The sequence below is a fragment of the Mesorhizobium sp. MC2-1-1 genome (assembly GCF_057597255.1).
In genome coordinates this window covers 4,046,976-4,062,639 of sequence record NZ_CP195205.1, presented here as the reverse complement: position 1 = coordinate 4,062,639, position 15,664 = coordinate 4,046,976, and the positions used below count along the sequence as shown (strand labels likewise).

Genomic DNA, 15,664 nt, shown 5'->3' with positions numbered 1-15,664 from the left:
AGATGATCGCTTTACGGCATCCCCCTGTGTCCTGTCGGACATCTCCTCCACTTGGGGGGAGATGGGCCGTCATCGGCGGTTTCGGCAATTGGCAATGTTGCCGGGATGAGCGAGGCGCGGACGCTGCTGATCTCTCCCCTCGTGGGGGAGATGTCCGGCAGGATAGAGGAGGGCGCGAAGGAACGCGGCTTTCGCCGAATTCCACCAAGGTGCAACGTGCACCCTGGGCTTGACCCCCGCATAACCGCCGGCGCCATCGCTCTTGCCGCCATCGCGCTGCTCATCGGCGGCGCCTTCACGGGCCTTATCCTCGAAGGCGTGCACGATGTCTCCGGCGCCGCCGCCGCCTTCGACGGCTACCTCCTGCGCGTCGCCCGTTTCACGCTATGGCAGGCGGCTCTCTCGACACTGCTGTCGGTCGCGCCGGCGCTGCTGGTGGCGCGGGCCCTGTCGAGACATCCGGTCTTTCCCGGGCGCCGCCTGATCCTGCAACTGTTCGCGGTGCCTCTGGCCTTGCCGGCGATCGTCGCCGCGCTTGGCATATTGGCGCTCTATGGCCGGGCCGGATATCTTGCCGGCATCTTCGCCAGGCTTGGCGGTGGCGAATGGCCGGGTATCTACGGCCTCTCCGGCATCCTCGTCGCCCATGTCTTCTTCAACCTGCCCCTGGCCTCGCGCCTCTTCCTCGAGGCGCTGGGCACCATTCCCGCCGACCAGTGGCGGTTGGCGAGCCAGCTCGGCATGGGCGCCCGGCCGGCCTTCCGGCTGATCGAATGGCCGGTGCTGCGCGCAGCCATGCCGGGCGTCGCAGGGCTCGTCTTCATGCTGTGCATCACCTCTTTCACCATCGTGTTGACGCTGGGCGGCGGTCCGGCCGCGACGACGCTGGAGGTCGCCATCTACCAGTCGCTGCGTTTCGACTTCGATCCCGCGCGCGCTGTCGTGCTGACGCTGCTGCAGATCGCGCTCACCTTCGTCGTGGTCGTCGCGCTCACGCGGCTCGGCGCCAACACGGTCGGCGATGCCAACCTGCCGGTCGCGCCTCGCCGCCATCTTTCGGCGGGCCGGATCGAAAGCGTGCTGAATGCCGGCCTCATCGCGCTTGCCCTGCTGTTCGTCGCCGGACCGATGGCGGCGACGGTGCTCTCAGGCCTGGAGTCCGATCTCGGGCGGCTGGCCGGCGAAGAGGCGGTACGCCGCGCGACGCTGACCAGTGCCGGCCTTGCCCTGCTCGCGGCGCTGCTCGGCGTGACGTTGTCGCTGGCGCTGATTTCGGCGCGACGCGCGCTTGCCCTGCGGCGCCGGGCAGGCGGTGCCATGAGCCTGCTCGAGCATGCCGCCGACACCGGCGCCGGCTTCGTCCTCGTCGTGCCGCCGATCGTGCTTGGCGCCGGCTGGTTCCTGGCGCTGCGCGGCGTCACCGATGTCTTTGCCGTCGCGCCGGTCATGGTCGTGGCCGTCAACGCGGTGATGGCGATGCCTTTCGCCATCCGGGCCATTCGCCCCGCCTATGACGCGGCGAGCGAACGCCATGAACGGCTTTGCCTGGCGCTCGGCATATCCGGCTGGACCCGGCTCCGCCTCATCGACTGGCCGTCGCTGCGACGGCCTCTGGCCACCGGCTTCGCCTTCGCCATGGCGCTGTCGCTCGGCGATCTCGGCGTGATCGCGCTGTTCGGCAGCGATTCCGTGCAGACCTTGCCCTACCTGCTTCTGGCACGCATGGGCAGCTATCGCACCGCCGACGCCGCGGGCCTTGCCTTGCTGCTTGGCCTCGTCTGCCTGATGCTGGTGGTCGCCGCCGACTGGCTGGGGCGGGAAGGAAAGCCATGACGACGACCATCAATGGCGCAACCGCGCAAAAGGGCCTTGCCGTGGCGCTGGATGACGTGTCGTTCAGCTATGGCGAGTCCGCTTTCCGCTTCGACGCCGAATTCGCGGCCGGCAGGATCACAGCCATCATGGGGCCGAGCGGTTCCGGCAAGTCGACGCTGCTCAATCTGGTCGCCGGCTTCGAATCTCCCGATGCCGGCAACGTGCTGATCGGCGGCATCGATATCGGCAAGGCGCCGCCCTCGGCGCGGCCGGTGTCGATGGTCTTTCAGGAAAACAATCTGTTTGCGCATCTTACGGTCGAAGCCAATGTCGGGCTTGGCCGCTCGCCGTCGCTGAGGCTCGGCGATGCCGATCGCGCCGCCGTCGCCGGGGCGCTGGCGCGTGTGGGCCTTGCCGGCAAGGAAAAGCGGCTGCCGCGGGAGCTTTCCGGCGGCGAGCGGCAGCGCGTGGCGCTGGCACGGGTGCTGCTGCGCGACCGGCCGGTGTTGCTGCTCGACGAACCTTTCGCGTCGCTCGGCCCGGCGCTGCGCGACGACATGCTCGACCTCCTGGCCGGCATCCATGCCGAGCGCGAGATGACGGTTCTATTCGTTACGCACCAGCCCGAAGATGCGCGCCGTATCGGCCAGGACGTGGCATTTCTCGACGAAGGCACGATCGCGGCGACCGGGCCGGCGAGCGATTTCTTCGACCGGTCTGGACCGGACGCCTTCCGGCGCTATATCGGCGATCGAGGCGGCACCGTTGCCGGATCACAACATATTGCCCGGAAGCGGACATAATTTACGGCCAAACCGGCAACGGGCGCTCCGGCGTTTGCTTGCCTTGACCGGGGGAGTATGGCTAGGTCCGGCCATACGGGTCCGGCTATGGCCGTGATTTGCCGTGCATTTTGGAAAGGAAGCCGATCTGTCGACCGGCGCTGAGAAGGTGTTGAGAAGGCAGCTGGCGCGATTTTTCGCGTTGGCGAGCTTTGCCTTGGCGCTGGCGAGCTGCCAGATGTTCACGCCGCCGGACGTGCAGGAAAGCGGCTTCCAGCCTTCCGACAAGCCGATCACCGTCGACAATGTCGTCGCCAACGCCAAGCTCGCGGAAATGGCGAAAGCACAGCATCCGCGCATTCTCGCCACCTATGGCGGCGAATATTCCGATCCCAAGCTCGAGCGCATGGTTGCAAAGGTCGTCGGCAATCTGACGGTGGTGTCGGCCAACCCGACCCAGACCTACCGCATCACCATCCTGAACTCGCCCAACGTCAACGCCTTCGCGCTGCCGGGCGGCTATCTCTATGTGACCCGCGGCCTGCTGGCGCTGGCCAACGATTCTTCCGAGCTTGCCGCCGTCATCGCGCATGAGATGGGCCACGTCACCGCGAATCATGGCCTGCAGCGGCAGCAGCTCGAGGCTGAGGAAGGCCTGGCGACCAAGGTGGTTTCCGACGTGCTCGGCGACAGCCCGACCGCCAAGGCGGCGCTGATCCGAGGCAAGCTGAGGCTCGCGCAATTCTCGCGCAACCAGGAACTCCAGGCCGACGCCATCGGCATCAAGTCGATCGGCGAAGCGGGCTATGATCCCTACGCCGCCGGTCGCTTCCTGCAGTCGATGTCGGCCTATACCGATTTCCGCTCGGTCAGCGGCGCCACCGACGCCAGCCTCGACTTCCTGGCGACGCACCCCAACACGCCGCAGCGCATCGAACTGGCGCAGCGCCTCGCCCGCAATTTCGGCCCGCCAGGCGTCGGCACGCGCGACCGCGATGCGTTCCTCGCGGGCATCGACGGTCTGCTTTACGGCGACACGCCCGAAGAAGGCTATGTGCGCGGCCAGACCTTCATGCATCCCAATCTCGGCGTCTCCTTCACCGTGCCGGATGGTTTCGTCATCGACAATTCGGCCGCCGCCGTTACCGCGACCGGGCCGGGCGACATCGCCATCCGCTTCGACGGCGTGGCGATCGACAAATCCGTGTCACTGACCGACTATATCCGCAGCGGCTGGGTGGCCGGGCTGGAAGACGCCAGCGTGCGCCAGGAGACGGTCAACGGCAACGAGGCGGCCATGGCGCATGCCAGCGCCCAGGGCTGGCAGTTCGACATCGCCGTGATCCGCGCCGGCGGGCAGGTCTACAGGCTGCTGACGGCAGCGCCCTCAGCCAGCACCGCGCTTGATCCGGTCGCGCGCTCGGTCAGCGGCTCCTTCCGCGTGCTGAGCCCGGCCGAGAAGGCGGCGCTGAAGCCGCTGCATATCAGGGTCGTCACGGTTCAGGCCGGCCAGACGATGGGTTCGCTCGCCGCGCAGATGGTCGGCGTCGACCGCAAGCTCGATCTCTTCCGTGTGCTCAACGCCATGTCGCCCGGCGCTAGCGTATCGACGGGCGACAAGGTCAAGATCGTCACAGACAAGTAGGGCCCGCAGGGAAGCAGAGCAGTCCTGGCGGCAGTGACTTCAGGCCGCTGCCTCTTCCCCGCGATCGCTCTTTGCCGGCCTGTTTCGACGGCCCCGCCGCCGTTCCGACTCCAATCAGCCACCGCTGTTGTTGCTGTTTTGTGACTGCGAGTGATCTTGGTCGCCGCCACTGCCGCGCCAGGAAGGCACGAATATGGGTTTGCCTGGTGCCGCAGGGGTCGCCTTCGGCGGCGGCGCTATTGGCGTAGGTGCAGGGACAACCTTTACCTTCGTCACCACTTTCGTCACGACCCTGGGCTTGCACACTGCTATCGTTGGGGTGCGGGGCTTCGGCGAAAGCCCAAGAATGGCCATAGAATAGACGTCCTGCCGATCCATCCCGGCCCTTAGAAAAGCCAAAGCCCGGGCCGGGTCCGCGGGTACGCCGTTGCGGCCTTCCTGGAAGATCACCGCAAGGTCCTTCATGGCGTCAACATGGCCCATTGCCGCTGCCTGGAGCAGCAGGTCCAGTCCCTTGCCGGTATCGGGCTGGACGCCGAAGCCGTTGAACAAGGCACGACCCCAGGCGGCCATGGCGTACGGATCTCCCTGGTCGGACGCTTTCGAATAGAGGCTGTTCGCCTTCGCCGCGTCGACAGCCGTCCCCATTCCTGACGAGGCGATGGAGCCGAGCGCGAACAGGGCGCGGATATGCCCCTTGTCCGCGGCCTCCTGGATCGCCTGCCTGGCTTCGTCGATCCTGCCTGACGCCAGCAGCGCTCGTCCCAGCTCGTAGCGGAAGCGCGTGATGTCGGGGTAGGCCTTGACGGCTGCTTCACAAGCTTCAACGGCTCCGCCGCCAATTTCATTCGGTGATCGGCCGCGGACGACGCCCTGCAGGTCGAGAGGCTCGCCGGCGGCCTGGTCGCAAGGGTCGACGCTGGGCGACAATTTCACCGTCGCCTGCTTGGCGGCGCCGCCCGCACGGATCTCGAAGCCGACCTCGACGGGCGCGGCCGAACCGATCTGCGGCTCGTAGCGCAGATTGTCGACCTCGGCAGCCATCAGGCTCGATTGCGGCGACAGGACGCGATCGGGCAGCGACAGCGTTCCGGTCGCCGGGTAGCTCGCAAGCTTGAGGCTGATCGCGGCGTCCTTGCCCGGAAGCTCCAGTTTCAGCGGAACCGGACCGATGCCGACCGGGACACCGATGTCGCGACTTCCAATTGCCTGGGCAGCATCGGCGACCTGCGTCCCGTGCTCCGTCTGCTGGTCCTGCTGCGCGTCGGCCGGCGGCTGCGCCGGTTGCTCCGGCCCGCGCATCAGCACGACGTCGTCGATCAGCGAGGAATTCTCCCACGGAACCTGCTTGCCGTTGGTGGCCTTGACCACGTCGCGGCGCACGGCGGCCATGACCGAGCGTATCTCCTGGTTCGGCGCCAGCGCGCGGCGTGAGAAGGCGGACGAGAAGGGGCTGAGATCGCCGGAGCCGTCATAGGCAACGGCGCCCGGCTCGGTCGCAAAGGCAATCAGCGTGTTCTGCGTACCGGTGACCTGCGCAAGTCCGCTGCCGCCGGCGACGATCAACTGGTCGCGCAGCCAATAGTCCTTGCGCGGGAAGGGATTGTTGCGACAGGCATCGAGGATGACCATCTGGATCTTCGATCTCGAACGCAGCTGACGCAAAATGTCATCGACCTTGATGGCCTGGACTTCCATGTCGGCCGCATCCTTGAGCGATGCATCGACCGGGATCAGGAAATTCTCGCCGCCGATCTGAAAGCCGTGGCCGGAATAGTAGACCACCGCAAGGTCGGCGCCGTCCGCCGCCGCCAGATAGTTGCGGAACTGCTCTTCGAATTGAAGCCTGGTGAGGTCCTTGGCGGCGAACACCTGGAAGCCGGCTAGCCGGAACGTGCTCGACACGTCCTCGGCGTCCTTGTCCGGATTCTTGAGCGCCGGGATTTCGCGGTATTTGGAGTTGCCGATGACAAGGGCTATCCTTCGATCGGCATGCGCATCGAAGGCCGTGAGGCCCACGAGCATCAAGGCTGTCAGGAATACGAAGCACCGCAGCATGGCAATCCCCCATCCGCTATGATCTGGAGGCTTCAGCAAGACTGATTGCGCCACGATAGTATGTTAAAAAGCCCACATTTTATAGATACGAGGAAGAAAATCTTCTACCACGGTGATATATATCTGCTTATTCAGTATCGTTATGTGGAATCGAAAATCTTCTAATCTTTTCAGGCCGCTTCCGCCTGGAATTCAGGGTTCTGCTTCACCAGCGCCAGCTTCAGCTTTTCCATGGCTCGAGCCTCGATCTGGCGGACGCGCTCCTTGGAGATGCCGAGTTGCTCGCCGAGCGCTTCCAGCGTGGCACCGTCATCGCTAAGCCTGCGCTCCTCGATGATGCGCAGCTCGCGGGCGTTGAGCGCACCAAGCGCGCTTTTCAACCAAACGGCCCGACGCTGGATGTCGATCCTGTCGCCGACGATCTCGTCAGGCAGCGGGTCATCGGAAACCAGGAAGTCCATCCTTTCGGCGGCTCCGTTCTCGTCGGCCAACGGCGCGTTGAGCGAACTGTCGGGCGAGGACAGGCGCGAGTCCATCATCGCCACGTCGGCCTCCGGCACGCCGAGCGCCGCCGACACTTCACGATAGAGCGAGGCGTTGGAAAGGGGCTCCGCGCCGTTGGCAAGGCGGGCGCGCAGGCGCCTCAGATTGAAGAACAACGCCTTCTGCGCCGAACTGGTGCCGCCGCGTACGATGGACCAGTTGCGCAGGATGTAGTCCTGCATCGAGGCGCGGATCCACCAGGTCGCGTAGGTCGAGAACCGTACTTCCCGCGCGGGCTCGAAACGGGCCGCGGCTTCAAGCAGGCCGACATGGCCTTCCTGGATAAGGTCGCCGAGCGGCAGGCCGTAATGGCGGAACTTCGAGGCCATGGAGATTACGAGGCGCATATGGGCGACGGTAATCTGATGCAGCGCGTGCTGATCGTTCTCTTCCTTCCAGCGCACCGCAAGGACGTGCTCCTCTTCGCGCTCGAGATAGGGGGCCCTCATTGCCGCCCGAACCAGTGTCCTTCCTGCCGCGTCCTCGATCATGCCGGCTCCTTTGGCGGTGATTGCGTTCAGGACGGTTGAAAAGACACCGCCGCGCCCTACAACAGCCATGCAACGTGTCAGGCGCATGGATGGTTCCGCCGCCCGAACGGGCGGGTGTTGCCCCGCGCGATCTTTCCGTTATCGGCCCGGAAAATGCTGCGGGCCCAGTTCCCTGCATTTTTGAGAATCAGATTTCTGAAACAACCTTTTTTTGAAATGTGGTTCCTTATTTCGCCGCCTTCTATCTGTCAGTTTCCGGCTCTCACAATCAGGCCGGGCACCGGTCAAAACGGGATCACAGAAAAATGAAATGGCTCAAATCGCTCCTCATCGCCGGAACGCTTCAGGTTGCGGCGATCACCGCCGGTCATGCCGGCGCCAATCTCGATCAGATCAAGCAGGCCGGCGTGCTCAAAGTCGGCACCGAAGGCACCTACGCGCCTTTCACCTATCATGACGAATCCGGCGCGCTGGTCGGCTTCGACGTCGAGATCGCCAAGGCCATCGCCGACAAGCTCGGCGTCAAGGCCGAGTTCCTCGAAGGCAAGTGGGACGGGTTGATCGCCGGTCTCGACGCCAATCGCTATGACGCCGTCATCAACGAGGTCGGCATCACCGATGCCCGCAAGGCCAAGTATGATTTCTCCGATCCCTATATCGCCTCGAAGGCGGTGCTGATCGTGCGCGGCGACAACACCGACATCAAGACCTTCGCCGACCTCAAGGGCAAGAAGGCGGCGCAGTCGCTGACCTCGAATTTCGGCAAGCTGGCCGAGAAGAATGGCGCCGAGCTCGTTGGCACCGACGGCTTCGACCAGTCGATCCAGCTTCTGATCACCGGCCGCGCCGACGCCACCATCAACGACAGCCTGTCCTTCCTCGATTTCAAGAAGCACAAGCCGGACGCCAATGTGAAGATCGCCGCGCAGGAGGAGAATGCCGATTATTCCGGCGTCATCGTGCGCAAGGGCGATCCGGAACTGGTCGCGGCCATCAACAAGGCGCTTGCCGATATCAAGGCCGATGGCACCTACAAGAAGATCGCCGACAAATATTTCGGACAGGACGTTTCGAAGTAGAGCGCGTTCATTCTTGCATTCGGACGTCGGCGGGCCGTCTTTGACGGCCCGCCGCTTTTCATATGATAGTCATCCGGCAATGCCGGCCGGGATGCGGCCGCCGCGCCCGGAAAGGAGGAGAGCTCCGTGCCGCACTGGCTGCAACTGATGCTGGAATCCCTGCCGACTTTGTTGTGGGCGGCGCTGATCTTCACCGTGCCGCTGACGCTCTTGTCCTTCGCGCTCGGGCTGATCGCCGGGTTGGTGACCGCGCTGATCCGGCTGTTCGGGCCGAAGCCGCTGGTCGCGCTGGCGCGTTTCTATGTCTGGATCTTCCGCGGCACGCCGCTGCTGGTGCAGCTCTTCCTGATCTTCTACGGCCTGCCGTCGGTCGGCATATTGCTCGATGCCTTCCCGGCGGCGCTGATCGGCTTCACGCTCAACATCGGCGCCTACACGTCGGAGATCATCCGCGCCGTCATCGGCTCGGTGCCGAAGGGCCAGTGGGAGGCGTCCTACTCAATCGGCATGACCTGGAGCCAGGCGATGCGGCGCACGATTCTGCCGCAGGCCGGCCGCGTCGCGGTGCCGCCGCTCTCCAACACCTTCATCTCGCTGGTCAAGGACACCTCGCTGGCTGCCGCCATCACCGTGCCGGAGATGTTCCAGGCCGCGCAGCGCATCGTCGCCACCACCTACGAGCCGCTGATCCTCTATGTCGAGGCGGCCGCGCTTTATCTCGCGCTGAGCTCGGTGCTGTCGGCGTTGCAGGCGCGGCTGGAGGTGCGGCTCAACCGCTATGGCGGGTTCCTGGAGGCCAATGCATGATCGGCCTTACCGACATCGAAAAGCGCTTTGGCGACAATCTGGTGCTGAAAGGCGTCACCGTCAGCATCGACGAAGGCAGTGTTACGGCGCTGGTCGGTCCTTCCGGCGGCGGGAAAAGCACGCTGCTGCGCTGCATCAACCTGCTGGAGATCCCCACCTCCGGTTCCTTGCGTATCGGCGAGGAGACGCTTGCGTTCCATCCGGGCGGTAAGGTGCCGGCAAAGGATATCCAGCGCATCCGCCTGCAGACCGGCATGGTGTTCCAGAATTTCCAGCTCTTCCCGCATCGCACGGCGGTCGAGAATGTCATGGAAGGGCTGGTGACGGTGCTGAAATGGCCTGAGGCGAGAGCGCGCGAGCGGGCGATGGCGCTGCTTGAAAAGGTCGGCATGGCGCACAAGGCCGATGCCTGGCCGGCGACGCTGTCGGGCGGTCAGCAGCAGCGCGTCGCGATCGCCCGGGCGCTGGCGCCTTCGCCGCGCGTGCTGCTTTGCGACGAGCCGACCTCTGCGCTCGATCCGGAACTGGCGCAGGAAGTGGTCGACGTGTTGGGGCAGCTTGCCCGCGAAGGCACGACGATGGTCATGGCCACGCATGATCTCAGGCTCGCATCCAAGATCGCCCGGGAGGTTGTGTTCCTCGATGCCGGCGCGATCGTCGAGAAGGGCCCGGCATCCGTGGTGTTCGACAATCCGGAGCGCGAGCGGACCAAGCGCTTCATCGCCTCGCTCAGGCAGGAGGAGGCGCAGAAGGACGTCGCCGGCAGCGGCGCGTAGAATGGGCTGCCAGAAACAAAAAACCCGGCGCGAGGCCGGGTTTTTCATACGCTTGGACGAGAGCCTCAGGCGGCTTCTTCCTGTTCGGATTCTTCGTTGTCGGCCTTGGCGCCGCGCTTCGGACCCTTGTTGAGGTTGACCTCGATGAGGCGAACCGCCTCGGTCTCCGACATACGGTTCACCGCGGCGATCTCACGGGCCATGCGGTCGAGCGCGGCTTCATAGAGCTGGCGCTCGGAGTAGGACTGCTCGGGCTGGTTGTCGGCGCGGTAGAGGTCACGCACCACTTCCGAGATCGAGATCAGGTCGCCGGAGTTGATCTTGGCATCATATTCCTGAGCCCGGCGCGACCACATGGTGCGCTTGATGCGGGCGCGGCCCTGCACGACCTTCAGCGCGCGATCGACATAATCCTCTTCCGACAGCTTGCGCATGCCGATCGAGGTCGCCTTGGCGACCGGCACCTTCAGCCGCATCTTGTCCTTCTGGAAATCGATGACGAACAGTTCCAGCTTGTGACCGGCAACTTCCTGCTCGTCGATCGCCACGATCTGGCCTACACCATGCGCCGGGTAGACGATGAACTCGCCGGTCTTGAACCCGTGTCGGGCTGCGTTGGACTTCTTCTGCGGGGTGATCGTTGCCATTACGCCCTGAACTCCTTAGTTGTGCCGCCGGCATCATGCCGGCGCGAACCCATGGGGGCCGGCCTAAGCCGACCGTTAGCCGCGCAACAGGATGAAGCTACCGGAAAAGCAGGGACCGGCACATCGCACGAATGCGACCGCCTGCCCCAGATCGCTCTGGTCCGGATTTAAAAGCTCACCTTTCAGTGATTAGGGGCGTTAGCGCCATAAATCGATGTTGTGTCACCGGCATGTTTTGCTTGTGTAACACAAAAAGTCGGAAGAATCAAGGTTTTGCTGCGTTCGCTAACGCCAAGCGAGGTCGCTGCCTGTCAAGACAGTAATTGTATCGGGCACGTTACGCCGCGTCATGCAGCGCTGCGAGCGCCTGCATCAATCGCCTTCACCGGGCTCCGGAGAGAAATATTTCTCGAACTTCCCGGTCTCGCCGTCGAAGGTCTTGGCATCCGCCGGCGGCTCTTTCTTGGCGGTGATGTTGGGCCATTTCTCGGCGTATTCGGAGTTGATCTGCAACCATCTGTCGAGACCGCCCTCGGTGTCCGGCTTGATCGCGTCGGCCGGGCATTCGGGCTCGCATACGCCACAGTCGATGCACTCGTCGGGATGGATGACGAGCATGTTCTCGCCTTCATAGAAACAGTCGACCGGACAGACCTCTATGCAGTCCATGTATTTGCATTTGATGCAATTGTCGGTCACGACATAGGTCATCGAAGGCTCCGGAACGTCCCGATTTACTCGGCTTTTTCAGGTTGAGGTAACGCCTTTGCCGGCTGCTTGCAAGGGCGCGGAGTTTGTATGCGGCCGGCCATCGGGAAATCGAATTCCAGCCGCGTCGCCGCTGGCGGTCCGACAGGCCCTATTCAATCATCGCCGAGCAGTCGGTCGGTCTGCCGTCGCTCGCGTTTGGTCGGGCGGCCGCTGCCGGCGTCGCGCAGCGCCGGAATGGCGTCAGCGACGGCCTCGTCCTTGGGCGTCGGCGCCGGCGACATGTCCTCGTAAAGCAGGCGGGCCTCGTCGGCCGGGCCGCGCCGCGTCCCGCAACTGAGCACTTTCCAGACCAGGATGCGGCCCTCGAGTGTGACGGTCAGCACATCGCCGGGCTTCACCGTGTCCGAGGCCTGCGCTGCTTTGTCGCGATTGATGCGGATGCGCCCGGCGACGGCGATTTTCGCCGCCAAGGATCGCGACTTCACCGCGCGCGAGAAGAACAGCCATTTGTCGATGCGCTGGCGACCTTCTCCAACCATCGAGGCTAGCCTTGTTGGCGCACGATCTTATCCGGAAGCCCTGTTCCGCTTTCCGCCGACGCGGTTCTCAGGTGCGGGATCATGCCCTAGGCTACTTCTTCAATTGGTCGCGCAAGGCGGCGAGCTTGGCGAAGGGCGAATCCGGATCGAACCGCTGTGGGCGTTCCTCGCGCGGCTTGCCCTGGAAGGCCGGCTTTCCGCCAGGCACATTGCCCTTGCCGTCCTGCCTGTTGCCCTTCCAGTCGGGCCGGCCCTCGCGGCGGCCTCCCTCGTGGCGATCAGGGCGCTCGCCCTGCGGCCTGCCTTCGCGCCGTTCACCACCCTCGCGCCGGTCGCCTGTCTCGGGTCTCGGCTTGAATTTCGAGCGGTCGAAGCGCGGCTTGCCGGCACCGTCGCGGCGACCTTCATGTGCAGGCCTGTCGCCAGGCTGGCCGGGTGCGGCGCCCGCCTGTCCGTCGCGCGCGGGCTGGCCGCCGCGTGGGCGGTTGTCGTGGCGATGGCGCGGACGCTGATGGTCGGAACGCGCCTGACGCCACAAGAGGACCGGCTTCGGCTCCTCGGCCGGGGTTTCGCCCGCGGCGGCTTCCGGCGCCGTCGTTTCAGTCGATCCGATCGTCTCGCCTGCGGTCGGGGTCTCGGCGTGAATCGCGGAAGCGCTTTCCTCAGTCTCGCCGGCCGGCTCATCGCCTGGCGCCGCCGGCTCGCTTGCCGTCGCGGCTTCCGCCGTTGCTTCAGCTGCCACGGCCTCCTGTCCGGCTGTTTCGTCGACGGGTTCGACCGCGCTTTCCGCCGGGGTCTCCGGCGCATGGGTTTCGGTGCCGGCCGTCTCAGGGCTCTCCACCGACGCTGCCTCGGCAGTTGCTTCGGGCGCGAGCGCCTCCGCCGCATGGCTGGCGCGGGCTGCCTCCTCGGCGGCCAGCTTCGCCGCCGCTGCTTCACGGGCGGCATTGTCCTGGGCCTCGAGCCTCGCCTTCACTTCGGCGGCTGGCTTCGCCTCGGCGCGGTAGCCGAGGCCCTTGAGGATCTCTTCCATGTCGTCGGCCGTGGCGCCGAGAATCGACATCATCGGCGGCGTCACCATGAAAGCGTGGCCGTCATAGGCTCCGTCCGGGCGCTGGCCGAGGCCGGGCTTCCAGTTGGTCGCCGGGCGGATGAGGTCGGCAAGCCGCTCGAGGATATCGACGCGCACGGCGCGGCGGCCGAGATTGCGATAGCCAGCGAGCTTGTAGAATGTCTTATCGAAGGCCGGATCGATGACCACCGAGGTGCGGCCCGACGCCAGCGCGTGCACGACGTCACCAAAACCGGGCTTGTCCTTGCCGTCGTTCTTGAGTGCCCAAAGCAGCGTCACCAGGCCCGCCGGCGCCGGCTTGATGAGCGCCGGCACGAAGACATGGTAGGCGCCGAAGCGCACGCCGAGCCGGCGGAGTGCCGCGCGGCCTTCCTGGTCGAGCGACTTCATCTCGTCCGCGATGTCGCGGCGATTGATCAAGCCGAAATGCTCAACCAACTGGAAGGCGATGCCGCGCGCAATGCCGGTGAGCTGTTCGGCATTCTTCAAATCGACCAGCGGCTTCAACAGCGACTCGATCTGGAAGTTGACGAAGCGTTCGGCGCGCGCCGCGACCTTGTCGCGGGCTGGGCCGTTCAGCTGCTCGTCGGCAAGCAGGACCAGACGCGGCTTCAGCGCTTCGTCGGCGCCGACCAGCGTGCCGATCGGCGCGCCGATCCAGCGCAGGACGCCGTCGGAGCCGAGCGCCAGGTCGCCATTGGCGCAGGCGGCAAAGCGTTCGGCGCGGGCTTCGAACTCGGCCGCGAGCGCCTTCTGGGCGGCGGTTCGCACCGCCTTGGCGTCCTCGCCGCCGGCGCTTTGGTCGGCGGTGAAGCGGAACCCCTGCAACTCGCCGACATGATGGCCTTCGACGAGGACGGTTCCGGTGGGGCTGATTTCGGCTTCAGGCATGGTATTTTCTCTAAGGCGCCGCATGAGGACGGAAGTCCTGCGGTCTACGAAGCGTTTCGTCAACCGCTCATGCAGCGCATCCGACAATCTGTCTTCGATTTCGCGCGTCTTTTCCTGCCAGTGTAGCTGATCGGCCAGCCAGCCGGGGCGGTTGGAGACGAAAGTCCATGTGCGGATCTGCGCGATCCGGTGCGAGAGCGTATCGATATCGCCTTCCGTCGTGTCGGCGCGCCGCACCTGCTCGGCCATGTAATTCTCATCGACATGGCCATGCCGCGCAAGGTCCATATAGATAGAGGCGATAAGGTCAGCGTGCTGCGCCGGCGCGATCTTGCGGTAGTCCGGCAGAGCGCAGGCTTCCCACAGCAGCGCGACGCGCTCCCTGTCGGAAGCTAAAGCGCGGATGTCGCCGTCCTTCGACAGGTGCTCCAGCGCCTGCGCGTCCACGGCCGGCAGCGCGCGGGTCAGCCCTTCGACCGGCGCATTGGTCTCGATCGAGCGCCTCAGCGCATCGAGGCTGGAAAAATCGAAATCGGCGGTGCGCCATTGCAGCACTTTCACCGGGTCGAAGTCATGCGACTCGATCTTGGCGACCAGATCCTCGTCGAACGGATCGACCTGGCCGGTGACGCCGAATGTGCCGTCGCGCAGATGCCGGCCGGCGCGGCCGGCGATCTGGCCGAGCTCGGCCGCAGCCAGGTTGCGGTACTGATAGCCGTCGAATTTGCGGTTCTGGGCGAAGGCGACATGGTCGACGTCGAGGTTCAACCCCATGCCGATGGCGTCTGTGGCGACGAGATAGTCGACGTCGCCTGACTGGAATATCTCGACCTGGGCGTTGCGAGTGCGAGGGCTGAGCGCGCCGAGCACGACGGCGGCGCCACCCTGCTGGCGGCGGATCAGTTCGGCGATGGCATAGACCTCGTCGGCCGAGAAAGCGACGATCGCCGTACGCCGCGGCAGCCGGGTCAGCTTCTTCGAGCCGGCATAGGCAAGGTGAGAGAGCCTTGGCCGGGTCACCACCGACACGCCCTTCAACAGGCGCTGCAAGATGCCATGCATGGTGGCCGCGCCCAGAAGCAGCGTTTCCTGGCGGCCGCGCAGATGCAGGATGCGGTCGGTGAAAATGTGGCCGCGTTCGAGATCGCCGGCGAGCTGCACTTCGTCGATGGCGACGAAGGCGGCGTCGGTTTCGCGCGGCATCGCCTCGACGGTGCAAACCGAGTATCTCGCGCCGGCCGGAACGATCTTCTCCTCGCCGGTGATCAGCGCCACCTTGTGGGCGCCTACTTTCTCGCAGACCCGGGCATATACTTCGCGGGCGAGCAGCCGTAGCGGCAGGCCGATCACGCCGCTCTCATGCGCGACCATGCGTTCGATGGCGAGATGGGTCTTGCCGGTGTTTGTGGGTCCCAGCACGGCCGTCACGTCGCGGCCCGAAAGGATCAAAGGCTGGGAATGTTTCGGCTGGATGTTCATCGGCTCGGAAATGAGGTTTCTGCCGCTTGTAGTCTGAACCACGGCGGCGCCGTCGTGTATGACAGGCGACACATAGGGATTTAAAACGCCAAGCGAAAGCGGAATGTTCCTCTGCTGGGTAGGCGGGGCCGGCTGCGGCATCCAAAATCGGCTCCTGTTAACGGCTGGAACGAGTCTGGAACGAATCAGCGACGAATCGCTGACTCGTCCTGGTTCAGGGTTTGTTCACGGCTACATGTGGATTTTTTGACGATGAGTCTCACCACATGCTGAATCGAGAAATTGGCCCGATTTATGCCTAGCCCCATCGAGCTGGGCATGACCGTTAA

The 15,664-nt window shown here is 64.8% G+C and carries 12 protein-coding genes; 6 read left to right on the top strand and 6 right to left on the bottom strand.

The features are described 5' to 3' along the window. Positions 1-105 precede the first annotated feature (105 nt). The 3 genes from thiP (at position 106) to ACR64R_RS20080 (ending at position 4,242) form a co-directional block, all read left to right on the top strand. Positions 106-1,833 carry a thiamine/thiamine pyrophosphate ABC transporter permease gene (gene thiP / locus ACR64R_RS20090; RefSeq protein WP_487358024.1) on the top strand — a complete coding sequence of 576 codons (1,728 nt, stop codon included), beginning with the start codon at positions 106-108 and terminating at the stop codon, positions 1,831-1,833. Further along, the gene (gene thiQ / locus ACR64R_RS20085; RefSeq protein ID WP_487358023.1) at positions 1,830-2,618 is read left to right on the top strand and encodes a thiamine ABC transporter ATP-binding protein; all 789 of its coding nucleotides are present in this window, start codon (positions 1,830-1,832) and stop codon (positions 2,616-2,618) included. The genes thiP and thiQ overlap by 4 nt, the downstream gene beginning before the upstream one ends. Before the next feature lie 217 nt (positions 2,619-2,835). Further along, complete coding sequence (locus tag ACR64R_RS20080) at positions 2,836-4,242, top strand: M48 family metalloprotease (RefSeq protein ID WP_487362503.1); 1,407 nt, start codon at positions 2,836-2,838, stop codon at positions 4,240-4,242. Between the two features lie 114 nt (positions 4,243-4,356). Here the strand turns inward: ACR64R_RS20080 and ACR64R_RS20075 are convergent, their stop codons facing one another. Both ACR64R_RS20075 and ACR64R_RS20070 read right to left on the bottom strand, forming a co-directional pair. Continuing rightward, entirely contained in the window at positions 4,357-6,300 is a 1,944-nt protein-coding gene (locus tag ACR64R_RS20075; protein ID WP_487358022.1) for a caspase family protein, read from the bottom strand. Between the two features lie 170 nt (positions 6,301-6,470). Further along, positions 6,471-7,334, bottom strand: coding sequence for an RNA polymerase factor sigma-32 (locus ACR64R_RS20070; RefSeq protein WP_487362502.1), 864 nt, complete (start codon positions 7,332-7,334; stop codon positions 6,471-6,473). A 305-nt stretch (positions 7,335-7,639) separates the two neighbouring features. Here ACR64R_RS20070 and ACR64R_RS20065 point away from each other — a divergent pair, with 305 nt between their 5' ends. The 3 genes from ACR64R_RS20065 to ACR64R_RS20055 all read left to right on the top strand — a co-directional run bounded on the left by ACR64R_RS20065 (position 7,640) and on the right by ACR64R_RS20055 (position 9,996). Then, positions 7,640-8,413 (top strand): amino acid ABC transporter substrate-binding protein, encoded by a 774-nt coding sequence (locus ACR64R_RS20065; protein ID WP_487358021.1) that lies wholly within the window; start codon positions 7,640-7,642, stop codon positions 8,411-8,413. Between the two features lie 126 nt (positions 8,414-8,539). Beyond that, positions 8,540-9,220 carry an ABC transporter permease subunit gene (locus ACR64R_RS20060; RefSeq protein ID WP_487358020.1) on the top strand — a complete coding sequence of 227 codons (681 nt, stop codon included), beginning with the start codon at positions 8,540-8,542 and terminating at the stop codon, positions 9,218-9,220. Continuing rightward, a complete protein-coding gene (locus ACR64R_RS20055) occupies positions 9,217-9,996 on the top strand; it encodes an amino acid ABC transporter ATP-binding protein (protein WP_487358019.1) in 780 nt (259 codons plus the stop codon). Before ACR64R_RS20060 ends, ACR64R_RS20055 begins: the two co-directional genes overlap by 4 nt. A gap of 65 nt (positions 9,997-10,061) precedes the next feature. On the opposite strand, the gene ACR64R_RS20050 is transcribed toward ACR64R_RS20055, so the two are convergent. The 4 genes from ACR64R_RS20050 to ACR64R_RS20035 all read right to left on the bottom strand — a co-directional run bounded on the left by ACR64R_RS20050 (position 10,062) and on the right by ACR64R_RS20035 (position 15,335). Beyond that, positions 10,062-10,643, bottom strand: coding sequence for a CarD family transcriptional regulator (locus tag ACR64R_RS20050; protein ID WP_140645828.1), 582 nt, complete (start codon positions 10,641-10,643; stop codon positions 10,062-10,064). Positions 10,644-11,015: 372 nt separating this feature from the next. After that, complete coding sequence (gene fdxA, locus ACR64R_RS20045; RefSeq protein WP_487358018.1) at positions 11,016-11,354, bottom strand: ferredoxin FdxA; 339 nt, start codon at positions 11,352-11,354, stop codon at positions 11,016-11,018. Between the two features lie 152 nt (positions 11,355-11,506). Next, a complete protein-coding gene (locus ACR64R_RS20040; protein WP_487358017.1) occupies positions 11,507-11,893 on the bottom strand; it encodes an RNA-binding S4 domain-containing protein in 387 nt (128 codons plus the stop codon). 91 nt (positions 11,894-11,984) lie between these two features. Further along, positions 11,985-15,335, bottom strand: coding sequence for a helicase-related protein (locus ACR64R_RS20035; protein WP_487362501.1), 3,351 nt, complete (start codon positions 15,333-15,335; stop codon positions 11,985-11,987). Positions 15,336-15,664: the final 329 nt, after the last annotated feature.